General features: G+C 64.9%; 15 protein-coding genes. 13 read left to right on the plus strand and 2 right to left on the minus strand.

The annotated features are described in order from the left end of the window. Positions 1-241: 241 nt before the first annotated feature. The 11 genes from rhlB (at position 242) to GSQ75_RS16855 (ending at position 14,670) form a co-directional block, all read left to right on the plus strand. On the plus strand, positions 242-1,996 hold the full coding sequence (gene rhlB, locus GSQ75_RS16805; protein ID WP_158756029.1) for an ATP-dependent RNA helicase RhlB: 1,755 nt from the start codon (positions 242-244) through the stop codon (positions 1,994-1,996). A 120-nt stretch (positions 1,997-2,116) separates the two neighbouring features. Continuing rightward, entirely contained in the window at positions 2,117-2,794 is a 678-nt protein-coding gene (gene ftsE, locus GSQ75_RS16810; RefSeq protein WP_158756030.1) for a cell division ATP-binding protein FtsE, read from the plus strand. 2 nt (positions 2,795-2,796) lie between these two features. Next, positions 2,797-3,789 (plus strand): permease-like cell division protein FtsX, encoded by a 993-nt coding sequence (gene ftsX / locus GSQ75_RS16815; RefSeq protein WP_158756031.1) that lies wholly within the window; start codon positions 2,797-2,799, stop codon positions 3,787-3,789. 137 nt (positions 3,790-3,926) lie between these two features. Next, positions 3,927-4,769: a response regulator gene (locus tag GSQ75_RS16820; RefSeq protein WP_158756032.1), complete on the plus strand. Its 843-nt coding sequence runs from the start codon at positions 3,927-3,929 to the stop codon at positions 4,767-4,769. Continuing rightward, positions 4,766-5,485 (plus strand): uracil-DNA glycosylase, encoded by a 720-nt coding sequence (ung, locus tag GSQ75_RS16825; protein WP_158756033.1) that lies wholly within the window; start codon positions 4,766-4,768, stop codon positions 5,483-5,485. The genes GSQ75_RS16820 and ung overlap by 4 nt, the downstream gene beginning before the upstream one ends. A gap of 173 nt (positions 5,486-5,658) precedes the next feature. Next, positions 5,659-6,522 (plus strand): RNA polymerase sigma factor RpoH, encoded by an 864-nt coding sequence (gene rpoH, locus GSQ75_RS16830; protein ID WP_158756034.1) that lies wholly within the window; start codon positions 5,659-5,661, stop codon positions 6,520-6,522. A 161-nt stretch (positions 6,523-6,683) separates the two neighbouring features. Next, positions 6,684-7,364 carry a response regulator transcription factor gene (locus GSQ75_RS16835; protein ID WP_158756035.1) on the plus strand — a complete coding sequence of 227 codons (681 nt, stop codon included), beginning with the start codon at positions 6,684-6,686 and terminating at the stop codon, positions 7,362-7,364. Beyond that, the gene (locus GSQ75_RS16840) at positions 7,348-8,721 is read left to right on the plus strand and encodes an ATP-binding protein (RefSeq protein WP_254058625.1); all 1,374 of its coding nucleotides are present in this window, start codon (positions 7,348-7,350) and stop codon (positions 8,719-8,721) included. Before GSQ75_RS16835 ends, GSQ75_RS16840 begins: the two co-directional genes overlap by 17 nt. A gap of 163 nt (positions 8,722-8,884) precedes the next feature. Continuing rightward, positions 8,885-12,076, plus strand: a complete 3,192-nt coding sequence (locus GSQ75_RS16845) for an efflux RND transporter permease subunit (RefSeq protein ID WP_158756036.1) — start codon at positions 8,885-8,887, stop codon at positions 12,074-12,076. After that, positions 12,069-13,256, plus strand: coding sequence for an efflux RND transporter periplasmic adaptor subunit (locus GSQ75_RS16850; protein WP_158756037.1), 1,188 nt, complete (start codon positions 12,069-12,071; stop codon positions 13,254-13,256). The genes GSQ75_RS16845 and GSQ75_RS16850 overlap by 8 nt, the downstream gene beginning before the upstream one ends. After that, the gene (locus GSQ75_RS16855) at positions 13,243-14,670 is read left to right on the plus strand and encodes an efflux transporter outer membrane subunit (RefSeq protein ID WP_158756038.1); all 1,428 of its coding nucleotides are present in this window, start codon (positions 13,243-13,245) and stop codon (positions 14,668-14,670) included. The genes GSQ75_RS16850 and GSQ75_RS16855 overlap by 14 nt, the downstream gene beginning before the upstream one ends. 21 nt (positions 14,671-14,691) lie before the next feature. On the opposite strand, the gene GSQ75_RS16860 is transcribed toward GSQ75_RS16855, so the two are convergent. Then, entirely contained in the window at positions 14,692-16,086 is a 1,395-nt protein-coding gene (locus GSQ75_RS16860; RefSeq protein WP_158756039.1) for a S41 family peptidase, read from the minus strand. A 146-nt stretch (positions 16,087-16,232) separates the two neighbouring features. Then, the gene (locus GSQ75_RS16865; protein WP_254058626.1) at positions 16,233-17,519 is read right to left on the minus strand and encodes a peptidoglycan DD-metalloendopeptidase family protein; all 1,287 of its coding nucleotides are present in this window, start codon (positions 17,517-17,519) and stop codon (positions 16,233-16,235) included. A 295-nt stretch (positions 17,520-17,814) separates the two neighbouring features. Between GSQ75_RS16865 and gltB the strand changes: the two genes are divergently transcribed. Together gltB and GSQ75_RS16875 are read left to right on the plus strand one after the other, a co-directional pair. Then, positions 17,815-22,260, plus strand: coding sequence for a glutamate synthase large subunit (gene gltB / locus GSQ75_RS16870; RefSeq protein ID WP_158756040.1), 4,446 nt, complete (start codon positions 17,815-17,817; stop codon positions 22,258-22,260). Beyond that, the gene (locus GSQ75_RS16875) at positions 22,257-23,696 is read left to right on the plus strand and encodes a glutamate synthase subunit beta (RefSeq protein WP_158756041.1); all 1,440 of its coding nucleotides are present in this window, start codon (positions 22,257-22,259) and stop codon (positions 23,694-23,696) included. Before gltB ends, GSQ75_RS16875 begins: the two co-directional genes overlap by 4 nt. The last annotated feature ends 36 nt before the right edge of the window (positions 23,697-23,732 follow it).

Here is a 23,732-nt window from a genome sequence, read left to right on the forward strand (position 1 = left end):
TTGAGGCGAATAGCCGTAGCTATTCAACGAAAAGGAGCGGAAAAGATGGCCAAATCCGCGCAGCCGCAGCCGCTGGTGTTTCTGCCACCCAGGCTCCCGACCGCGGCGCGATCTTGTTGACCCTGACATTGAGCCGCTACGCGCCCCCGTCCTGCACCGCCCTCCGCCGACGTTTGACGTCTGGCGTCTGAAGCGGGTGCAGCACATCACGCCGCCGTCAGGCAAGGTTTCCAGTTTCCCTATGTCACAAACCGTACTCACCGATACCTTCTTCACCAACTTCGATTTGCATCCGCTGCTGCAGCAAGGCCTGGACGACAGCGGTTTCACCCGCTGCACGCCGATCCAGGAAATGACCCTGCCGCTGGCATTGGCCGGGCGCGACGTCGCCGGCCAGGCGCAGACCGGCACCGGCAAGACCTGCGCCTTCCTGGTTGCGCTGATGAATCGCCTGCTGACCACGCCGGCCGTGGCCGACCGCAAGGACAGCGACCCACGCGCGCTGATCATCGCGCCGACCCGCGAGCTGGCGATCCAGATCGAGAAGGACGCCAAGGCGATCGGCCGGCATACCGGCCTGCGCAGCGCACTGATCTACGGCGGCGTCGATTACGACAAGCAGCGCCAGCAGCTAAAGGACGGCTGCGACATCATCATCGCCACCCCCGGCCGCATGCTCGATTACCACAAGCAGGGCGTGTTCAGCCTCAACAGCGTCGATGTGATGGTGATCGACGAAGCCGATCGCATGTTCGATCTCGGCTTCATCAAGGACGTGCGCTTCATCTTCCGTCGCCTGCCGCCACGCGAGCAGCGCCAGGTGCTGCTGTTCTCCGCCACGCTGAGCCATCGTGTGCTGGAGCTGGCGTACGAGCACATGCACAACGCCGAGAAGCTGGTGGTGGAGAGCGACAACGTCACTGCCGATTATGTGCGCCAGCTGGTCTACTTCCCGGCCAAGGAAGAGAAGATGCCGCTGTTGCTCAATCTGATCGACCGCGCCAAGCCCAGCCGCAGCATCATCTTCGTCAACACCAAGGCCGCCGCCGAGCGCATCACCGAGCGGGTCAAGCGCCATGGTTGCCGTGTCGGCGCGATCTCCGGCGACGTGCCGCAGCTGAAGCGGCAGAAATTGCTGCAGCGTTTCCAGGACGGTCAGCTGGACATCCTGGTGGCCACCGACGTGGCAGCGCGGGGTCTGCACATCCCGGCGGTCAGCCACGTGTTCAACTACGATCTGCCGCACGAAGCCGAGGATTATGTGCATCGCATCGGCCGTACGGCGCGACTCGGTGCCGAGGGCGACGCGATCAGCTTCGCCTGCGACCTGTATGCGATGTCGCTGCCGGATATCGAGACCTATATCGGACAGAGCATTCCGGTGGCACAGATGGATCCGGAGCTGCTGATCATGCCCAAGCCGCGTGCGATCGATGCCGAGTTCGCGGCGAACGCCGCTGCCGACAGCGCTGCGTTTGGCGATGTGGTGGCGCCGCGCCCAGGCGACAAACCGAGTCGTTCGCGTGGTCCGGCCGGTAGCCGTGATGGCGAACGCAGCGGGTCCCGTACAGGTTCGCGGCCGCCGCGCGAGCGCAAGCCGGCGGCCGTGGTCGATCATGTTGCCAGCGTGACCGAAGCACCGGTCGCCGTGGCCGTGCACGCCACCGAGGGAGCTCCAGTTGCCGACGCTACGCCCGGCGCGGAAGGCACCCGCAAGCCGCGCCGCCGTCGTGGTGGCCGTAATCGCCGCCGTGAAGGTGGTGCCGAGGGCGTGCTCGAAACGAATGGCCAGACGGCCACCAGCGCCGTCGAAGGCAACCGTGCACCGCGTGGCGAGCGCCGTCCGCCGCGCGAACGCAACGCGACGGAGCCCACCGCCAGCGCCAACCGGCCGTCGCGGCAGGTCGCGGTGACCGCGGGCAAGAGCCATGAGCATGCCCATGCGAAGAAACCCGGATTGTTCCGCCGGTTGACCCGGCTGTTCACCGGGCGCTGAGCGGATCGATCGCCGCGGCTGAATCCGCGGCGATCGGCGAGTGCGTGAAGTCCGCATCTTGGTGCCGGCTTCCCTTATCCTTGCCGCTGGTACGACGGCAAGCAGGCACGGGGACGCTCGGTGATCCATTTTGATCAAGTCAGCAAACGCTACGAGGGCGGCCATGAGGCGCTCTCACAGCTTTCGTTCGAGGTGCCGACCGGCGAGATGGCTTTCGTCACCGGTCACTCCGGTGCCGGCAAGAGCACCCTGCTCAAGCTGCTCGGCCTGATCGAGCGGCCCTCGCACGGCACGATCAGCATGGACGGCAAGAGTCTCGCGAAGATCCGGCACAGCGGCATCCCCAAGTGGCGCCGGCAACTCGGCATGGTGTTCCAGGATCACCGGCTGCTGATGGAGCGCACGGTGTTCGCCAATGTCGAGCTGCCGCTGATGATCAGTGGCATCGCCCGCCCCGAGCGCGCCCGACGCGTGCGTGCAGCGTTGGAGAAAGTTGGCCTGCTTGCCTACGAGCGGCAGCTGCCGGCAACCCTGTCCACTGGCGAGCAGCAACGCGTCGGGATTGCCCGTGCGATCGTGGCACGGCCGACCCTGCTGATTGCCGACGAGCCCACCGGCAATCTCGACCCGCAGCTGGCGGTGGAGATCATGGGCCTCTTCGGCGAGTTCCAGCAGGTCGGCACCACGGTGCTGATCGCCAGTCACGATCTGCCGCTGATCAAGCGCATGAAGAAACGCGTGATCGTGCTCGACCACGGCCGGCTGGTCGCCGATCTGGCTGCGCAGGAGGTGCTGTGAACATGCCGTCCGAAGACATCCACGCCACGCCCCCTGCGCCGTCGGTCGAGACCTCGCCGCGTAATCAGCACAGTCATGGGCGCCGGGTCGCCAGCTGGCAGGAGCATCACGGCTGGAGCGCCGCTGCCAGCCTGCGCCGGCTCGCTTCGCGTCCGCTCGGCAGCCTGCTCACGATCGCCGTGATGGGTCTGGCGCTGGCGTTGCCGCTGGCGTTCTACCTGCTGCTGGGCAATGTGCAGAAGCTCGGCGAGGCGCTGGGTCAGAGTCAGGCGGTCAGCGTCTTCATGCAGCCCGGCCAGAGCGAACAGCAGGCACAGCTGCTGGCCAAGCAGTTGGGCGATCGGCCCGAGGTGGCCGCCGTCACCATGAAAACTCCGCAGCAGGGGATGGACGAACTGGCCAAGATGCAGGGCTTCTCCACCGGTGCCCTGCAGACACTGGGCGACAATCCGTTGCCCTACGTGTTGCAACTGCAGCCGCGCGATGGCCTGGACGCTGCCGCCATCGAGCGGCTGGTGAGCGATGTACGCGAGATGCACAACGTCGATCTGGTGCAGGACAGCGGCGACTGGCGCAAGCGGCTGGATGCGCTGCTCGGCGTCGGCAACCGCGCGGTGCTGGTGCTGGCCTCATTGCTGGCGCTGGCAGCGCTGCTGGTGGTGGGCAACACGGTGCGCGTGGATATTGCCAGTCGTAGCGAGGAGATCGGCGTGCTGCTGCTGGTCGGCGCCAGTGGCGCCTTCGTGCGCCGGCCGTACCTGTATGCCGGCATCTGGTATGGCCTGTTCAGCGGCATCCTGGCGGCGTTGCTGGCGGTGCTGATCGAATTCGCGCTGGCCGATCCCGTGGCGCAGTTGAGTCAGGCCTATGATGGCAAGTTGCAGGTGGGCGGACTGCCGCTGTGGCTGTTGCTGGCGGTGCCGCTGGCTGCCGCAGTGCTGGGCTGGCTGGGCGCGCGACTGGTGAGTGCATGGCAATTGCGCAAGCTGGCGTAGCAGGTTTGCTACACGGTGACCGGAATCGCAGCGGTTGCGCTGTGGCCGGTGCACTATCTGTATGGAAGCGGTCGCAGGGGGTGCGGTCGCAGGTTCATCGGCAAGGATCGCCGCGTGTCAGGTGGATGAGCTAAGGAATGAGTACAAATATCAGCAGCCGTCTGCTCACCGAGGCACCGCGGGTGCTGGTGGTCGACGGTTCGCGTGTGGTGCGGCAGTTGATCACCCGCGTGCTGCAGGCCGAGTTGCCCGGTGTCGAGGTGGTCGGCTGCGGCAGCGGTGCCGATGCACAACAGGTACTCGACGCGGGCGTGTTCGACTTCATCACCATTGCGCTGCGCCTGCCCGATATGGACGGGCTGGAGCTGGCGCGTTTCGTGCGCGAGTCGGCGCCGCAGATCTACGTGCCGATCGTGGTGGTTTCCGGTGATGTCGAGGATCGCCTGCACCGGCGCTCGCTGGGCGAGCACGTCACCGATTATTTCGACAAGGCGCTGGGCTTCCAGGCGTTGGCCGAATTCATCCGCGGCTACGTCAGTCCGCAAGCGGCTGCAGAGGGGACCGTGCTCTACGTCGAGGACAGCCGCGTGGTGGCCCTGGCGACCCGGCGCATGTTGGAGAAAATCGGCCTCACCGTGCGCCACGTAGTCAGCGTGGAAGATGCGCTGGCGATGCTGGAAACCGATCGCGCGCTGGGCTGGGTCGGCGCCGACGTGGTGTTGACCGACGTCAGCCTGAAAGGCGAGCTGACCGGCGGTGACCTGCTCGAACACATCCGTGGCGAGTTCGGTTACGGCAAGGGTCGCTTGCCGGTGCTGGTGATGACCGGTGATGAGAACCCGGCCAACCAGGCTGCGCTGATCCGCGCCGGTGCGAACGACCTGGTCGAGAAGCCGGTCGAGGAAAAACTGCTGATCACCAAGCTGCTGTTCCAGTTGCGCGTGGCGCGGCATTTGCGTGAGCGTGCGAGCAACGCATGAGCGACCAGCGGGTCAAGTTGGAGCCGTCGTGGAAAGCGCGCGTCGGCGATTATCTGCAGTGCCCCGAGATGCAGGCGCTGGCGACCTTCCTGCGTGCGGAGAAGCAGGCCGGCAAGCGGATCTATCCGCCCGGTCCGGAAATCTTCGCCGCGTTCGAGCACACCCCGTTCGATGCTGTGCGGGTGGTGATCCTCGGCCAGGATCCGTACCACGGCGCGGGCCAGGCGCACGGCCTGTGTTTCTCGGTGCGCCCCGGCGTGCGAGTACCGCCGTCGCTGGACAACATCTTCAAGGAAATCCAGCGCGACCTCGGCATCGCGCGGCCCGACCACGGCTGCCTTACGCCATGGGCCGATCGCGGCGTGCTGCTGCTCAACAGCGTGCTGACGGTCGAGGACGGTCACGCCGGTGCGCATCAGGGCAAAGGCTGGGAAGGTTTCACCGATGCGGCAATCAACGCGCTCAACCGCGAGCGCGAGGGCCTGGTGTTCCTGTTGTGGGGCTCGTACGCCCAGCGCAAGGGGCAGCTGATCGATACCAGCCGCCACTGCGTGCTGAATTCGGTGCATCCGTCGCCGTTGTCCGCCCATCGCGGTTTCCTTGGTTGCGGCCATTTTTCCGCCGCCAACCGCTACCTGGAATCCCGTGGCCACGCGCCGATCGACTGGTCGCTGCCGCCGCGTTCCGCATTGCAGGGCGGTTTCACGCCCGCTTGAATGCCGGTGGGTGACCCTCATGTCGAGGCCATGGGGCCGGTGGACAAGAGCCGTAAATATCTGTACGATACGGTTCATTAAGTCCCGGAGCTTATCCGGTTCGAACTAATCGCTCGCTTAGCACTCCAACCACCCGAGTGCTAAACTTTGATGTCATTCAGGAGGTTCCACCCATGTCTCAAGCCTTGGTGACCGCCAACTTCCCGCTACCCAGCGTAGTCGGCAGTCTTGATGCCTATATTTCCGCGGTACACCGGATCCCGGTGCTCACCACGGAAGAGGAACAGGCGCTGTCGCGCGACTACCTCGAAGAGGCCAATCTGGCTTCGGCCAAGAAGCTGGTGATGTCGCACCTGCGTTTCGTGGTGCACGTGGCACGTGGTTACAGCGGTTACGGCCTGCAGCTGGCTGACCTGATCCAGGAAGGCAATATCGGCCTGATGAAGGCGGTCAAGCGTTTCGACCCGGATCAGGGCGTGCGTCTGGTCAGCTTTGCAGTGCACTGGATCCGTGCCGAGATGCACGAGTTCATCCTCAAGAATTGGCGCATCGTGAAGGTCGCCACCACCAAGGCGCAGCGCAAGCTGTTCTTCAACCTGCGCAAGAGCAAGAAGCGCCTGGGCTGGATGAACGCGGCCGAAGTGAGCACGGTGGCGAAGGATCTGGGCGTGCCCGAGGCGACTGTGCGCGAGATGGAATCGCGTCTGTCCGGCCGTGATATCGGTTTCGAAGCGCCGGCCGATGCCGACGACGATGCGAAGCCGGCACCGGCCGCGTTCCTGATCGACGAAGGTGCCGACCCGTACGAGAACGTGGCCGACGCCGACGATGCCGACAACCAGATGTCGACGCTGTCGAGCGCCCTGAAGAACCTGGATGCGCGTTCGCGTAACATCATCCAGCGCCGCTGGCTCGATGACGACAAGGCCACCTTGCAGGATCTGGCCGACGAATACGGCGTTTCTGCCGAGCGTATCCGTCAGGTCGAGGCGAATGCGATGAAGAAGATGCGCGGCCTGTTTGCCACCGCCGCCTGATCCAGCGCGACATGCGTCAAGCGAACGGCCTCCTTCGGGAGGCCGTTTCATTCGGCACATCCATATGCCTCACCCTAGGGGGCGGCTATCGCCGTGCAAATCGGCGATCCTGCCGATTTGTCGTTATGCTCGCTCTCAGTACCGCACTTGGTAAATGATCGATGCCACGCATTCTGGTCATCGAGGACGACGATGTCACGGCGCGCGAGATCGCGGCGGAACTGGCCAGCCATGGCATCGAGACCGACCGCGTGGCGGATGGTCGCGAAGGTCTGCGGCGTGCGGCCGATCCCTGCTACGACGCGATTACGCTGGACCTGATGTTGCCTGGCCTGGACGGGCTCAGCGTGGTGACGCAGTTGCGCGGGCAGGGCATCGCCACGCCGGTGCTGATGATCAGCGCACTCAGCGACGTCGACGAACGCGTGCGCGGCCTGCGTGCCGGTGGCGACGATTACCTGACCAAGCCGTTTGCCCCCGATGAAATGGTGGCGCGGGTGGATGTGCTGTTGCGGCGGCACCGCCAGCAGGGACAGCAGACACTGTTGCGCGTGGCCGATCTCGAGCTGGATCTGGTGCGGCATGTGGTCCGCCGTGGCGACACGCAGCTGTCGTTGCTGCCCACCGAATTCAAGCTGCTGGAATTCCTTATGCGGCATGCCGGTCAGGTACTGACCCGCACGATGATCTTCGAGACGGTGTGGGGTTTTCATTTCGATCCCGGCACCAACCTGATTGACGTGCACATTGGCAGGCTGCGCAAGAAGATCGATACAACGGGATGCACACCGTTGATCCATACCGTACGCGGCTCGGGGTACAGCCTTGCGCAGACTGACTGACAACTGGCGTTCCACCACTGCGCGCCTGGTTCTGATCTACGGTTCGTTCTTCGCGCTATGGGGCATCGTGGTGATCGGCCTGATCCACTGGCAGGCGGCCAGCTATCTGACGCGCGTCTCCAACGAGCTGATCGGTCGCCAGGCGAATTATTTCTCGATGCTGGACGAACCCACGCGCCGGCATGCGTTGAACGACTATGTCTCGCTGGAAACGCGGCAACTCAACGCGTGGGGGCTGTTCGACGCTCACGGCAAACCACTTGCCGGCACCATTACTGCGCTGCCGTCGCAGGTGGTGATCAACGGCCCGGTGGCCATCGTGCCGCAGGGTCTGGAGCGCAACGATGGCCACGCGCATGTCAGCGTGCGCGCGGCCGCCGTGCGCCTCGACGACGGACGCATCCTGTTGGTCTCGCGGGATACCAGCATCGTCGACCGGATCGGCACGATCATCTTGCAGGCTCTGCTATGGGGCATTTCGTTGACCGTGGTGCCTGGTCTGCTCGGCGGCTGGCTGCTAGCCCGCGGGCCGCTGCGCCGCGTTCATGCGATACGCGAAGCCACGCTGCCGATCATGCGCGGCGACCTCGCCCAGCGCCTGCCGGTGAGCCGGCATGGCGATGAGCTGGACATGCTCGCTGGTATCGTCAATGCGATGCTCGACGAGATCGAGCGCCTGCTCGGCGAAGTGAAAGGTGTCTGCGACAACATCGCGCATGACCTGCGCACGCCGCTGACGCGGTTACGCGCACGCATATACCGGCTGCAGCAGCAGTTCGACGAAGGCAGCAGCGAGAACGCGACACTGGAGGCATGCCTCGTTGATACCGATGCGCTGCTCAATCGCTTCCGCGCGCTGCTGCGTATCTCGGAACTGGAAAACCAGCAACGCCGCGCCGGCTTCGACCAGGTCGATCTGGCCGAGATCCTGCAGGAAGTGCATGCATTGTATCTGCCGCTAGCCGAGGACCGCGGCCAGCAGTTGGAGTTGGAGCTTCCGCCGTTGCCGCCGATTCGCGCGGATCGGCATCTGTTGCTGGAAGCCTTCAGCAACCTGGTTGGCAACGCGATCAAGTTCACCCCGCCCGGTGGCCACGTGGATATCCGCGCGCGCGCCGCTGAAGACGGTCCGTGGGTGGATGTGTGCGACAGCGGACCGGGTATCCCGGATGACCAGCGCGTTGCGGTGACGCGCCGTTTCTACCGGGCCGAGAGTTGCCGCAGCACGCCGGGCTCCGGACTGGGCCTGAGCATCGTCAGCGCGATCGCGCGCCTGCACGGCTACACGCTGCAGATTGCCGACAGTGAAAACGGCGCGCGCTTGAGCCTGCATTGCCGCGACGCGGCCAGCGCGTAACAGCGGCGCAGCGGGCCGTGATGTCCGGTCTTTTGCATCAGTGAATGCGCGTTCGGCGTGGCATAGCTGCCGAATATGAAAATATCTTCATGCGCTGAATCGATACCTGCGAAGCGTCGCGTGTCAAAATTTGACGCTACGCAACATTCTCGCTGGATACTTCATGCTGGGCATTGTGCGGATCGCCTTGTCGCGACCCTATACCTTCGTCGTTCTCGCGCTACTGATCCTGATCATCGGACCACTTTCCGCGCTGCGGACACCTACCGACATCTTTCCGGATATCCGCATCCCGGTGATTGCGGTGGTATGGCAGTACACCGGCCTGTCGCCGGACCAGATGGAAGGCCGCATCACCTCGCCCTACGAGCGCGTGCTGACCACCACGGTCAATGACGTCGAGCATATCGAGGCGAAATCCATCGCCGGCTTCGGCATCGTCAAGATCTTCTTCCAGCCGACGGTAAATATCGCCACCGCGAACGCGCAGGTCACCGCGGTATCGCAGACCCTGCTCAAGCAGATGCCGCCGGGCGTCACCCCGCCGCTGATTCTGAACTACAACGCCTCGACAGTACCCATCCTCCAGCTGGCCTTGTCCGGCAAAGGGCTGACCGAACAGAACCTCGGGGATCTCGCACTCAACATCCTGCGCCCGCAGCTGGTGTCGGTGGCCGGCGCGGCGGTGCCTTACCCGTATGGCGGCAAGACGCGCCAGGTGCAGATCGACATCGACCCGGCGGCACTGCAGGCGCGCGGACTTTCCGCGGCAGACGTGGCCAATGCGCTGGCTGCGCAGAACCTGATCACGCCGGTGGGTACACAGAAGATCGGTGCGTTCGAATACACCTTGCAGCTCAACAACGCACCGAGCGAGCTCAAGCAGCTGGGTGATCTGCCGATCAAGACGGTCAACGGAACCACAATCTATATCCGCGACGTGGCGCATGTGCTGGATGGCAGTCCGCCGCAGACCAACATCGTGCATGTGGACGGCAGCCGCTCGGTGCTGATGAGCGTGCTCAAGAACGGTTCGACATCGACTCTGGCGATCGTCGCCGGTATCCGGCAACGTCTGGAAGATGCGCGGTCGAGTCTGCCGGACAACCTCAAGGTGGCGCCGATCGGCGACCAGTCGATCTTCGTGCGCGCGGCGATCAGCGGAGTGGCGCGCGAAGGCATCATCGCGGCGGCGCTGACGAGTTTGATGATCCTGCTGTTCCTCGGCAGCTGGCGCTCCACGGTGATCATCGCGGTCTCGATTCCGCTGGCGATCCTGGCATCGATCGCGGCGCTGTCGGCGATCGGCGAGACACTCAATATCATGACGCTGGGCGGCCTCGCGCTGGCGGTGGGTATCCTGGTCGACGATGCCACGGTGACCATCGAGAACATCAACTGGCACCTGGAGCAGGGCAAGCAGGTCGAGCCGGCTATTCTCGACGGCGCCGCGCAGATCGTCACGCCGGCATTCGTGTCGCTGTTGTGCATCTGTATCGTGTTCGTGCCGATGTTCTTCCTTGATGGTGTCGCGCGCTTCCTGTTCGTGCCGATGGCCGAAGCGGTGATGTTCGCGATGATCGCCTCGTTCATCCTGTCGCGCACGCTGGTGCCGACGATGGCCAAGTACATGCTGCATCCGCATGTCGATGAGCATGGCCAGCATGTCGAGGCGCCGCCGACGCGCAATCCGCTGGTGCGTTTCCAGCGTGGCTTCGAGGCTTCCTTCGAGAAGGTGCGTAGTGGCTATCACGGCCTGCTCGCGATGGCGATGGAACATCGGCGGATCTTCGTAATCGGCTTCCTCGCCTTCGTGGTGTGTTCATTTGCCTTGGTGCCGATGCTGGGACGCAACTTCTTCCCCGACGTCGATGCGGGGCAGATCCTGATGCATGTGCGGGCGCCGGTCGGCACCCGGCTGGAGCAGAGCGCGGAGCTGTTCGCGAAGATCCAGAAGAGCGTCAAACGCATCATTCCGCCCAGCGAACTGGGTACCCTGGTCGATAACATCGGCCTGTCCAGCAGCGGCATCAACAATACGTACAACAACACCGGCACGATCGGTGAGCAGGATGGCGACATCCAGATCGCCCTGAACGAAGGGCATCACCCGACCGCCGAGTACGTACGGCAGATGCGTGAGCAGCTGCCGCGGGAATTCCCGGGCGTGACGTTCTCCTTCCCGCCGGCCGATATCGTCAGCCAGATCCTGAACTTCGGTTCGCCCGCGCCGATCACCTTGCAGATTCGCGGCAACAACCTGCCGGCGAACTTCAAATACGCCGATACCTTGCTGCGCGAGATCAAGCGCATCCCTGGCGTGGTGGATGCGCGCATACAGGAGTCGCAGGCCAATCCCGGTTTCAATATCGATGTAGATCGCACGCAGGCGCAGCTGCTCGGCATCACCGAGCGTGATGTCACCAACAGCCTGGTGGTGAACCTTGCCGGTTCCAGCCAGGTCGCGCCCACCTTCTGGCTCAACCCGGTCAACGACATTTCCTATCCGATCGTGATGCAGACGCCGCAGTACACGCTCGACTCGCTGTCGTCGTTGCGCAATCTCGCGATCACCGGCAGCAACGGCGCATCACAGGTGCTGGGCGGACTGGCGACGTTGAGCCGGCAATCCTCGAACGCGGTGGTTGACCAGTACAACATCCAATCGGTCGTGCAGATCTTCGCCACCACGCAGGATCGCGATCTGGGTGGCGTGGCCGGCGACATCCAGAAAGTGTTGAACGCTCACGCCAGCGGTCTGCCCAAGGGCTCGCACATCGAACTGCTCGGTCAGGTGCAGACGATGAATAGCGCGTTCTCGGGCCTGCTGTTCGGTCTGCTCGGTGCGATGGTGCTGATCTACCTGCTGATCGTGGTGAACTTCCAGTCGTGGAGCGATCCGTTCGTGATCATCACCGCGTTGCCCGCCGCACTGGCTGGCATCGTGTGGATGCTGTTCGCCACGCATACCGCGCTGTCGGTGCCGGCGCTGACCGGCGCGATCATGTGCATGGGCGTGGCGACCGCCAACTCGATCCTGGTGGTGACTTTCTGCCGCGAGCGCCTGTTCGAGCACGGCCGCGCGCTGGACGCCGCGCTCGAGGCCGGCTACGTGCGCTTCCGTCCGGTGCTGATGACGGCGCTGGCGATGATCATCGGCATGGCGCCGATGGCGCTCGGCCTCGGCGAGGGCGGCGAACAGAATGCACCGCTCGGTCGCGCGGTGATCGGTGGCCTGATTTTCGCCACGATCGCCACCCTTTTCTTCGTGCCGGTGGTGTTCAGCATCATCCACGCGCGTTATCACCCTGCTTCTGCACCGGTGCCTGCTTCCGGAGAGCCCGTCCATGTCTGATTCAACCTTCCCCAAGGCCTCGCTGCCATCGCATCGCGGCATGCGGCTTGCCGGCCTGATCGCCGTCGTGGTGATCGTGGCCATCGTGATCATCGGCATCGCCACGCGCATCGTCGAGGCCAAGCGTCTGCAAACCTGGACCGACCAGCAGACGGTGCCCACCGTCAATGTCGCTGCGCCGGAAAAAAGCGGCGCCGGTTCGCCACTCGAACTGCCCGGACGTATCGAGGCGTACACGCAGGCACCGATCTATGCGCGCGTGGGCGGCTACCTGAAATCGTGGAAGGTCGACATCGGTGCGCCGGTCAAGGCGGGTCAGTTGATGGCCGAGATCGAGACGCCCGATCTGGACCAGCAATTGCTGCAGGCCAAGGCCGATCTGGCCAGTGCCCAGGCGAATGCCGCCTTGGCGGCCACCACGGCGAAACGCTGGCAGGCGATGCTCGGCTCCGACTCGGTCGCCAAGCAGGAAGTGGACGAGAAGACCGGCGACTTCACCGCCAAGCAGGCACTGGCGCATGCGGCCCAAGCCAACGTGGAACGGATCGAGGCGATGAAGGGCTATACCCGCATCGTCGCGCCGTTCGATGGCGTGGTCACTGCGCGCAATACCGACATCGGTGCGTTGATCAATCCCGGCAGCAGCAGCGGCCAAGCCCTGTTCGTGGTGTCCGATGTGCGCAAGCTGCGCGTCTACGTGCAGGTGCCGCAGAGCTACGTGCCATCGATTCCTGACGGCGCCACGGCCACACTCAGCGTGCCGGAATATCCGGGCCGCACGTTCACTGCCAAGGTCGATGCTTCGGCGCAGGCGGTCAATGCCGGCTCCGGCAGCACGTTGATACAGCTCTCGGTCGACAATGCCGATGGCAAGCTGATGCCGGGCAGTTTCACCAACGTGCGTCTCAATCAGGTGGCCAGCGGGTCCGCGCTGCGGGTGCCGGCCAGTGCACTGATCTTCAATGCCAGCGGTCTGCGTCTGGCCACCGTGGATGCGGATAACCGGGTGACCTTCAAGACGGTGACGATCCTGCACGACTACGGCAAGAGCGTGGAGATCGGCTCGGGTCTGGCGGCAGATGATCGTGTGATCGACAGCCCGCCTGACGGTCTCGCCGACGGTGACCAGGTTCAGATTGCCACTCAAGAAGCCACGGCCAAGCCTCATGCGAAAGCCTGAACTCACCCTTCTGCTGGTGGCCGGCGTGACGCTCGCCGGCTGTTCGCTGGCGCCCGCATACAAGGTACCCGCCGTACCGGTGGCGGCCGCTTATCAGGACAACGGGCCGTGGCAGCAGGCGCAGCCCGCCGACCAGTTGCCGCGCGATCACTGGTGGCAGCTTTATCACGATCAACAGCTCGACCAGTTGCAGCAGCGCCTGCTGGCCAACAACGCCGATCTTGCCGCGGCACTGGCGCATTACCGGCAGGCGCAGGCGTTCAACCTTCAGACGCGTTCGGCGCTGTTTCCGCAGGTCAGCGCCAAGGGCAACGGGCAGCGTGACCGCCAGTCCGACACCGCGCCGCTGCGTGGTGCGACTTCGCCGGCGAATTACGACTCGTACACCGTCGGTGGCGAGGTGGATTACGAGCTCGACCTGTGGGGGCGCGTGCGCAACACGGTCGAAGCCGGCAAGGACGATACGCTGGCCGCAGCTGCCGACCTGGCCTCGGCGCAGCTGAGCCTGCAGGCCCAGCTGACGGACAGTTACATCCAGCTTCGCGGCCTCGATCAGCAGATCGCCTTGCTGCAGCAGAGCATCGACGCCTATCAGAAAGCGTTGCAGCTGACCCAGACCTTGCATGTCGGTGGCATCGTGTCCGGGCTGGATGTGGCGAGTGCGCAGACGCAGCTGTCCTCGGCGAAATCGCTGTGGTCGCAGGCGCTGGCGCAGCGTGCGCTGGTCAAGGATGCGATCGCGGTGCTGGTTGGCGACTCTGCCGATCAGTTCAGCATGGCGGCGCAGACCGCTGCGATCGATCTGCCGCAGGTGCCAGCGAGCGTGCCATCGACCCTGCTGCAGCGTCGTCCGGATATCGCTGCGGCAGAGCGCCGCGTTGCTGCCGCCAATGCACAGATCGGCGTGGCCCGCGCAGCCTATTTCCCTTCACTCACTTTGAGTGCGCAGGGTGGTTTCCAGAGTGCCGCCTACGCCGGTTTGTTGACCATGCCGAATCGCTTCTGGGCGATCGGCCCGAGCCTGTTCGAGACGATTTTCGACGGCGGCCGGCGCAAGGCCGGTGTCGCGGCGGCCAAGGCGGCTACCGACGAAGCCGGCGCGCGCTACCGTGGCACGGTGCTGAACGCGTTCGCCCAGGTCGAAGACAACCTGGCCCAGCTCGATCATGTCGGGACGGCGATGACCGACCAGAAAGACGCCGCCGATGCCGCGCAGCACGCGATGGATCTGGCGACAGATCGCTACAAGCAGGGCGCGGTCAGCTATCTCAACGTGGTGCAGGCGCAGACCGTGGCGCTGGAAGCAAAGCGCAACCTGCTCGAACTCGATACACAGCAACTGCGCGCCAGCGTGCAGCTGATCCGCGCACTCGGCGGTGGCTGGTCGATCGACCAGCTGGCCAACAAACGATAGACGAATGCGTGGTGAACTGCCTCAGCGGCGGGCGGTGGCCGCGTTGCCCAGCGCCATGCCCTTCAGCACGTTCAGCGCCTGCGCCAGCGCGTAGTCGCTGGTGGCGAGCTTGCCATCGGCGGCACTGCCATCGTCGTTGATGTCGGTGCCGGCCTTGGCGTTCTCATTGGCCAGATGGTTCGGCAGGTCGGCCTCGGAATTGATCAGTGAGGGTCCGCTGTCCGCCTTGTTCACGGTCAGGTCGGCCAGCGGGATGTCCGGCTTGATGCCTTCGGCCTGGATCGAGGTGCCGTTCGGCGTGTAGTAGCGTGCGGTGGTGATCTTCACGGCGTGATCGGCATCCAACGGTATCACGGTTTGCACGACGCCCTTGCCGAAGGTGCGCTGGCCCATGATCAGTGCACGGTGGTTGTCCTTCAACGCGCCGGAAACGATCTCGGCGGCCGAGGCGGTACCGTTGTTGGTCAGCACGATCATCGGTGCACCGTTGAGCTGGTCGCCGGGATGTGCGCTGAAGCTCAAGTTGGCGTCCTGCAGCCGGCCACGGGTGGTGACGATGACGCCGGAGTTGAGGAAGTCATCGCTGACCGCCACCGCGGCGTTGAGCAGGCCGCCGGGATTGTTGCGCAGGTCCAGCACGGCACCCTTCTGCGGGCCGTTCTTGGCGATCAGTTCGCCCAGCTTCTTGTCCAGGTCGCCGCCGGTGTCGTCCTGGAACTGGCTGATCCGTATATAGGCGTAGCCCGGTTCCAACTCGCGCACCTTGACGCTGCTGACCGCGATGTTCTCGCGTACCAGATGCAGGTCGATCAGCTTGTCGCTCTTGTCGTGGACGATGGTCAGGTCGATCTTGCTGCCGGGTTTTCCACGCAACTGCTTGAACAGGTCGTCGACATTCTGTGGATCGATCAGGGTGCCGTTGATCTTGACGATGCTGTCGCCGGGCTTGATGCCCGCGCGCGCCGCTGGCGTGTCATCGATCGGCGAGACGATGCGCAGGCCGCCATCCTCTTCCATCACTTCGATGCCGAGACCGCTGTACTCGCCGGTGGTGTCTTCGTTGAGCTGGCTCAGGCCGTCCTTGTCCAGGTATTCGCTATGTGGGTCGAGTCCACTGAGCATGCCGGTGATTGCAGCCTTCATCAGGGTCTTGTTGTCGACCTTTTCTACATAGGCCTGGCGCACCACTTCGTAGACGCGGCTGAAATTGCGAATGTCATCCAGATCCACCTGGTCGGCCGTGGTACTGGCATGCGCCGGGGCGTCGGCGCTGCTGTCGGTGGCGGGCAGATCGACCGGTGGTGAGACAACGCTGGCGGCACTGGCTGGCGCGCTCTGCGCGAAGGCGCACGGCACCGTTAACAGCAGCGGCACGGCCAGCAGCAAGGCGATCTGGTGACGGATGGAAGGACGCATGAGGGTGACTCCGTGCAACGGACAGACGTCGCGCGGCCACGCGACGGAAAGGGTGGACAGATGTCTGACAACCGAACCTCGACGTAATTCATCGGATGCCATTCATCGAAAGCTGGAGGCTAGCCTGCGGCGCCGTGGCGGTGGCGTCAACGGCGCTGGCTCAGCCAGCTGCGCGGATCGACCGGCTGGCCGTCCTTGCGCAGTTCGAAATACGTGCCGGTGTTGACGCCGGTGGGCGCGCTGGCGGTGCCGATCGTCTCACCGGCCTCGACCTGGTCGCCGACGCCATGCAGCAGCGTCTCATTGTTGCCGTACATGCTCATCCAGCCGTTGCCATGGCTGACGATGATCAGCATGCCGTAACCGCGCAGGAAGCCAGCATAGATCACCCGGCCGCGCGCCACCGCATGGATATCGCTGCCGCCGCTGGCCTTGATCAGTACGCCGCTGCCGTAGCTGTTGACCACGCCGCTGGCCGGCCACGGCAGGTTGCCGCGGATGTTCGCGCTGGCGCTGCCGACCTCGAGCGGTGGTGGTGGCAGCTTGTGCCCGGGATGATTCTTCGCGGCCGCCGCGCGCGCCGCGGCTTCGCGGGCTGCCGCTTCGCGTGCGGCCTCGTCGATCGCCTTCTGCAGCTTGTTGACCAGGTCGTTGAGTGATTGCGCGTTCTGCTTCAGCGCGGCCAGCCGCTGCGCCTGATCCCTGTATTGCGCATCGGTTTCGGCGGCCAGCTTTTGTTGCGCAGCGCGTTGCTCGGTCAGCGTCTTGGCCTGCTGCTCGCGTTGGGCCTTGGTCGCCTGCAAGGCCTGTTGTTCGGTGGTGATCGCGGTTTCCACGTCCTGCAGCTTGGTCAGGTCAGCCATCAGCTGCTGCACACGCTGCACCCGGTCCTGCTGGAAGTACTTCGAATAGACCAGTGCCCGCGAGATGCGCGCCACGTCCTCGTCGCCCAGCAGCAGGCGCAGGTCGGAACCCTGGCCGAGCGCATAGGTGGCGCGCAGCAGGTCAGCGATCGCTGCGCGCTGGCTGTCCAGCGTCTGTTTCAGAGTGGCGCGCTGCTGCTCCAGCTGGTCCAGCTGCTGCTGCTTGGTGGTCAGCTCGGTGTCGGTTTGGTGCACCGCGCGTGCCGCGACGGCCAGCGCATTGGCCTGCTTGGCCAGTTCCGCATTGGCGCTGTCGCGCCGCGCGGCAGTATCGGCCTGCTGTTTCGCCAGCGCTTCCATCTTGCTGCGCAGGTCGGCCAGCTTCTGCTTGGCCGTGGCCTGCTCGGCCTGGCTCTGGCTATTCTGGAGCGCCTGGGCCGGGAGCGCGGTGATGGCGCCGCCAAAGGCGACGGAAACCAGCAGGCTGGAGATGAACGCGCGGGTGAAGCAGGCGGGATTGGGCATGCGGCGATTATCGCCGAGCCGGGCGACGGGAGCGAGCTGGCTCACGAGATGGTCCGGCGGTTGCCGATGCCGCTCAACTGGTATGGCCAAGCAGCCGCAACAGGGGGCCGTATCGGCGCACTGGTCATGAGAATGCGCATTCACTGGCGGGAAGCCGCGATGAATCCTCACGGCATCGTGATTGGGCATTGTCGGCATGCGTAAGCATATGGACGTCCAAATAACTTTTGACGCGGCGCAACAACTGTGCTTTAGTCGGTTTCCACCCTGCGTGCAGCAACGGGGCCCATGGCACCGCTGGCTGCACGCGCCCAGCAAGTCCATAGGCCGTGGAGGCATGATGGCGCAGCCAGGTAGCATGACGTTGTACGACCCGGCTTTCGAGCACGACAGCTGTGGCTTCGGCTTGGTCGCGCAGATCGATGGGCGCCCCAGCACGACCCTGGTCGACACGGCGTTTGCGGCGCTGGCCAAACTTTCCCATCGCGGCGGCGTCAATGCCGACGGCATCAGTGGGGACGGTTGTGGCGTGTTGATCCATCGGCCGGCGATGTGGTTGCGTACGCTGGCGGCGGAAGCCGGTTTTTCTCCGACCGAACGCTTTGCCGCCGGGCTGGTGTTCCTTGATCCGGTCGATGGCGCGAAAGCAGCGGAGGTATTCGAGCAGCATCTTGCCGAGGCTGGACTGACCGTGGCCGGCTGGCGCGAGCTGGCGATCAATGCCGAGGCTTGTGGGCCACTGGCCAGCGCCACTTGTCCACGCGTGCGCCAGGTCTTCGTGAATGCTGCAGTGACGATGGATGACGATACTTTCGAGCGTGCGCTGTTCCGTGCGCGCCGCCGCGCCGAGACGGCGCTGGTGGATGATCCTCAGTTCTACGTGGTGAGCCTGTCCGCCCAAGTGATCGGCTACAAGGCGATGGCGGCGCCGGGCCAGCTGCGCGAGGTATTCGCGGACCTGCGGCATCCGGCACTGGCCAGTGACGCGGTGGTGTTCCATCAGCGCTTCTCCACCAACACCACGCCACAGTGGCGGCTGGCGCAGCCGTTTCGCGTGCTCGCGCACAACGGCGAGATCAACACGATCCGTGCCAACCGGCGCTGGATGCAGGCGCGCGAGTCGATCATGCGCTCGCCGCTGGTGGATCTTTCGGACATCGGTCCGCTGGTGCGACAGCAAGGCTCCGATTCGGAAAGCCTGGACAACGCGCTGGAAGTGCTACTGGCCGGCGGCCTCGATCTGCTTGCCGCGATGCGCGTGCTGGTGCCGCCGGCGTTCGCCGCACGCGAAGGCATCGACGAGGATCTGGCCGCGTTCTACGAGTACTACGCGCTGCACAGCGAGCCGTGGGACGGCCCGGCCGGGCTGGTGATGTGCGACGGCCGCTATGCCGCTTGCACGCTGGATCGCAACGGCCTGCGCCCGGCGCGCTGGGCGTTGTCGGACGACAACCATCTGATCGTGGCTTCCGAAGCGGGCCTGTGGGACGTCCCATCCGCACGCGTGATCGCCAAGGGCCGGCTGGCGCCGGGCGAGATGATCGCGGTCGACTTCGTGCAGCATCGCCTGTTGCGCGATGCCGACATCGATGAGATCAACCGCAAGCGTGCGCCCTACCGCGACTGGCTGCGCGCCGGCGTGAGCTACCTGGAATCGGACCTGATCGATCCTTCGCTGGCGGCCGAGCCGCTGCCCGCCGACGAGCTGCACTGCTATCAGAAGCTGTATGGGCTCTCGCGCGAGGAGCGCGAGACGGTGCTCAAGGTGATCGCCGAACTCGAAGCCGAAGCCACCGGCTCGATGGGCGACGACACCCCGGTCGCGGCGATGTCGCGCCAGGTGCGGCCGCTGTTCGACCGTTTCCGCCAGGGCTTCGCCCAGGTCACCAATCCGCCGATCGATCCGCTGCGCGAGAAGCTGGTGATGTCGCTGATCACGCAGATCGGGCCGGAAGGCAACGTGTTCGAACTGAAGCCGGAGAACGCGAAGCAGGTCCTGATCAACTCGCCGATCCTGTCGCAGCGCAAGTTGCGACAGCTGCTGGCGCTGCCGCAGTTCACCGGCACGCCACGCTTCGATCTGATGTATGCGCCGGAAGAGGGACTGGAAGCGGCATTGCGCCGGCTCTGCGAAGAGGTGGCGCAGGCCGTGCGCGGCGGCTGTGCGCTGGTATTCCTCAGCGACCGCTATCCGCAGCGCGATCAGTTGCCGATCCATGCGCTGCTGGCCACCGGTGCGGTGCATGCGTACCTGATCGAGCATGAGCTGCGCTGCCAGTGCAACATCATCGTGGAGACCGCCACGCCGCGCGACCCGCACCAGTTCGCCTGCCTGGTTGGTTTCGGCGCCACCGCGATCTATCCGTGGCTGGCCTACCAGAGCCTGTTCGAGCTGGGCCACCAGGGCCATATCGAGGGCGACCGGCTGGAGATCGGGCGCAGTTACCGGCGCGGCATCCGCAAGGGGCTGCTGAAGATCCTCTCCAAGATGGGCATCTCCACCATCGCCGGTTATCGCGGCGCGCAGCTGTTCGAGATCGTCGGACTGGCGCCGGACGTGGTTGCGCTGTGCTTTCCCGGCACGCCGTCACGCATAGGTGGTGCCGGCTTCACTGATCTGGAACACGAGCAGCGCCTGCTCGCGGCGGAGGCGTGGAACCAGGCGCTGCCGTTGCGCGCCGGCGGCCTGTACAAGTTCGTGCACGGTGGCGAGTACCACATGTACAACCCGGACGTGATTGCCACGTTGCAGCATGCGGTGCGCACCGGCAATCCGGCCGACTACCGCCTCTATGCCGATCACGTCGATCGTCGGCCGCCGTCGGCGCTGCGCGACCTGCTCGGACTGAAACCTGCCGCGGCGCCGATTCCGCTGGATGAGGTCGAGCCGATTGAGACGATACTCAAGCGCTTCGATTCGGCCGGCATGTCGCTCGGCGCGTTGTCGCCGGAAGCGCACGAGGCGCTCGCGATCGGCATGAACCGGCTGGGCGCGCGCAGCAATTCCGGCGAAGGTGGCGAAGACCCGGCGCGCTACGGCACCGAGAAAATGTCGAAGATCAAGCAGGTTGCGTCGGGCCGCTTCGGTGTCACGCCGGCCTATCTGATCAACGCTGAAGTGCTGCAGATCAAGATTGCCCAGGGCGCCAAGCCCGGCGAGGGTGGGCAGCTGCCCGGGCACAAGGTCGACGCCACCATCGCGCGGCTGCGTTATGCCAAACCCGGCATCGGCCTGATCTCGCCGCCGCCGCATCACGACATCTATTCGATCGAGGATCTGGCCCAGCTGATCCACGATCTGAAAGAAGTGAACCCGAGCGCGCTGATCTCGGTGAAGCTGGTTTCGCATGCCGGTGTCGGCACGGTCGCCGCCGGTGTGGTGAAGGCCGGCGCGGATCTCATCACCGTGAGTGGTCACGACGGCGGCACCGGTGCCAGCCCGCTCACCTCGATCAAGTACGCCGGCACGCCATGGGAACTGGGTCTGGCCGAGACGCAGCAGACTCTGCGTCGCAACGACCTGCGCGGCCGCGTGCGGCTGCAGACCGACGGCGGCCTGAAGACCGGCCTCGACGTGATCAAGGCTGCGCTGCTCGGCGCCGAGAGCTTCGGCTTCGGCACCGGCCCGATGGTGGCGCTGGGTTGCAAGTATCTGCGCATATGCCATCTCAACAATTGCGCCACCGGCGTGGCGACCCAGCATCCGGTGCTGCGCAAGGAACATTTCATCGGCCTGCCGGAAATGGTGATGAACTATTTCCGTTTCGTCGCTGAGGACGTGCGCGCGCATCTGGCGCAGCTCGGTGTGCGCAGCCTCGGCGAGATCGTCGGCCGCACCGATCTGCTGCAGCAGGTCGCGGGCACTACGCCGGTGCAGCACAAGCTCGATCTCACGGCGTTGATCGACGGCGCTGGCCTGAGCGAGCGCAGCGACTTCGCCTGCACGCTAGCGCGCAACCCCATGCGCGATGCGGCCGCGCTGGCGACACGCATCGCGGCGGATACGGCGCCACTGGTGGAACTGGGTGAGGCGGGCCACTTCAGTTATGCGATCGCCAACACCGATCGCGCGATCGGCGCGCGGCTGTCCGGTGCGATCGCGCGCCGGCACGGCGACCACGGCATGGACGAACATCCGATTCTGCTCAAGCTGGAGGGTGCGGCGGGACAGAGCCTCGGTGCGTGGAACGCCGGTGGCGTGCATATCGACCTGACCGGCGAGGCGAACGACGGCGTCGGCAAGGGCATGGCTGGTGGCCGCATCGTGGTGCGCCCACCACTGGATGCGCCGTATGCCAGCCAGGATGCGGCGATCATCGGCAACACCTGCCTGTACGGCGCCACCGGTGGCGAGTTGTATGCCGCGGGCCGTGCCGGCGAGCGATTCGCGGTGCGCAATTCCGGCGCGCAGACGGTGGTCGAGGGCGCCGGCGATCACTGCTGCGAGTACATGACCGGTGGCGTGGTCGCGGTGCTCGGCAAGGTCGGGCTCAACTTCGGCGCCGGCATGACCGGCGGTTTCGCCTATGTGCTCGATCTCGAACGCGATTTCGTCGACTGTTACAACCATGAGCTGGTCGACATTCTGCGCATCTCGCCGGAGGGCATGGAGAACTACATGCAGCACCTGCGCAACCTGGTCACCCGCCATGTGGAGCTGACCGGCAGCGACTGGGGGCGGCAGGTGCTGCGCGATTTCCGTGGCCTGCAATACAAGTTCTGGCTGGTGAAGCCGAAGGCCGCGAGCCTTGCCGCGCTGGCCGAAGAATTGCGGAGGGCAGCATGAGCGACAAGCTGTTCCGTTTCCTCGACCTGCCGCGACAGCCGCCCAAGGCGGTGCCGGTGGCGATCCGTGTGCTTGGTTATGGCGAGATCAGCGGCGATTTCGCGCCTACGGCTTCGGTGGGCCAGGCCGAGCGCTGCCTCGACTGCGGTAACCCGTATTGCGAGCACGCCTGCCCAGTGCACAACTACATTCCCGACTGGCTGAAGCTGGTGCAGGAAGGACGCCTGTTCGAAGCAGCAACGCTGATGCACGAGACCAATCCGCTGCCGGAAATCTGCGGTCGCGTCTGTCCGCAGGATCGTCTGTGTGAGGGTGCCTGCACGCTGGAGCAGGGTGGCTTCGGCTCGGTGACGATCGGCAGCATCGAGCGTTCGATCACCGACGAGGCGTTCCGCCAGGGCTGGCGACCGGATCTCTCCGGTGTGGTCGAGACCGGCCGTCGCGTGGCGGTGGTCGGCGCCGGCCCGGCGGGATTGTCGTGCGCGGATCGTCTGCGCCGTGCCGGTATCGCGGTGGATGTGTTCGATCGCCAGCGCGAGATCGGCGGTCTGCTCACGTTCGGTATCCCGCCGTTCAAGCTGGACAAGAGCGTGATACGCACCCGTCGCGAAGTACTGGAAGGAATGGGTGTGCAGTTCCATCTCGGCGTCGAGATCGGGCGCGACATCACGTTTGAAAGCTTGCTCGACGACTACGACGCGGTGTTCATCGGCACCGGTGCCTATACCTTCGTCGATGGTGAATTGCCGGGTCGCGAACTTGCTGGCGTGCATGACGCACTGCCGTTCCTGATCGCCAACGCGAACCGCCTGCTCGATGACCAACCAGTACCGTCTGCGCTCGACCTCAACGGCAAGCATGTTGTTGTGCTTGGCGGCGGTGATACCGGCATGGACTGCAACCGCACGGCGATCCGCCTCGGTGCAGCCTCGGTGACCTGCGTCTATCGGCGTGACGAGGCGAGCATGCCCGGTTCGCGTCGTGAGGTGGCTTACAGCCGCGAGGAAGGCGTCAAGTTTCTGTTCCACCGACAGCCGCTTGAGCTGCTCGGCGAGCATGGAAAACTGCGCGGCGTACGTGTGGTGACTACCGAACTGGCCGACCATGGCGACGGCCGACCCCGCCCGCGCAATGTCGAGGGCAGCGAAACCGAACTGCGCGCCGACGTGGTGATCCAGGCCTTCGGCTTTCGCCCGAGCCCGCCGGCGTGGTGTGCTGCACAAGGTATCGCACTCGATGCCAGCGGCCGCATCCTCGCCGGTGGCACGGGCCGCTTGCCGTTTCAGACTGACCACTCAAGGGTGTTCGCCGGCGGCGACAACATGCGCGGTGCCGATCTGGTGGTGCGTGCTGTGCATGACGGGCGTGAGGCTGCGGGTTCGATCGCGCAGATGCTCAGCAAGCTCACAGTGATGACGATCGAGCAGGTCGCCTGACCGCAGCGCTGTCCAATCATGTGTCAGGTTGATTAA

This window comes from Dyella sp. S184 (assembly GCF_009766065.1).
GTDB lineage: Bacteria > Pseudomonadota > Gammaproteobacteria > Xanthomonadales > Rhodanobacteraceae > Rhodanobacter.

Bases quoted from the DNA above. Each gene is read 5' to 3' on its own strand.
- GSQ75_RS16875 (WP_158756041.1), top strand. From the start codon at position 22,257: ATGAGCGACAAGCTGTTCCGTTTCCTCGACCTGCCGCGACAGCCGCCC.
- GSQ75_RS16860 (WP_158756039.1), bottom strand. From the start codon at position 16,086: ATGCGTCCTTCCATCCGTCACCAGATCGCCTTGCTGCTGGCCGTGCCG.
- GSQ75_RS16845 (WP_158756036.1), top strand. From the start codon at position 8,885: ATGCTGGGCATTGTGCGGATCGCCTTGTCGCGACCCTATACCTTCGTC.
- ftsX (WP_158756031.1), top strand. From the start codon at position 2,797: ATGCCGTCCGAAGACATCCACGCCACGCCCCCTGCGCCGTCGGTCGAG.
- rpoH (WP_158756034.1), top strand. From the start codon at position 5,659: ATGTCTCAAGCCTTGGTGACCGCCAACTTCCCGCTACCCAGCGTAGTC.
- GSQ75_RS16820 (WP_158756032.1), top strand. From the start codon at position 3,927: ATGAGTACAAATATCAGCAGCCGTCTGCTCACCGAGGCACCGCGGGTG.
- rhlB (WP_158756029.1), top strand. From the start codon at position 242: ATGTCACAAACCGTACTCACCGATACCTTCTTCACCAACTTCGATTTG.
- ung (WP_158756033.1), top strand. From the start codon at position 4,766: ATGAGCGACCAGCGGGTCAAGTTGGAGCCGTCGTGGAAAGCGCGCGTC.
- GSQ75_RS16835 (WP_158756035.1), top strand. From the start codon at position 6,684: ATGCCACGCATTCTGGTCATCGAGGACGACGATGTCACGGCGCGCGAG.
- gltB (WP_158756040.1), top strand. From the start codon at position 17,815: ATGGCGCAGCCAGGTAGCATGACGTTGTACGACCCGGCTTTCGAGCAC.
- GSQ75_RS16850 (WP_158756037.1), top strand. From the start codon at position 12,069: ATGTCTGATTCAACCTTCCCCAAGGCCTCGCTGCCATCGCATCGCGGC.
- GSQ75_RS16855 (WP_158756038.1), top strand. From the start codon at position 13,243: ATGCGAAAGCCTGAACTCACCCTTCTGCTGGTGGCCGGCGTGACGCTC.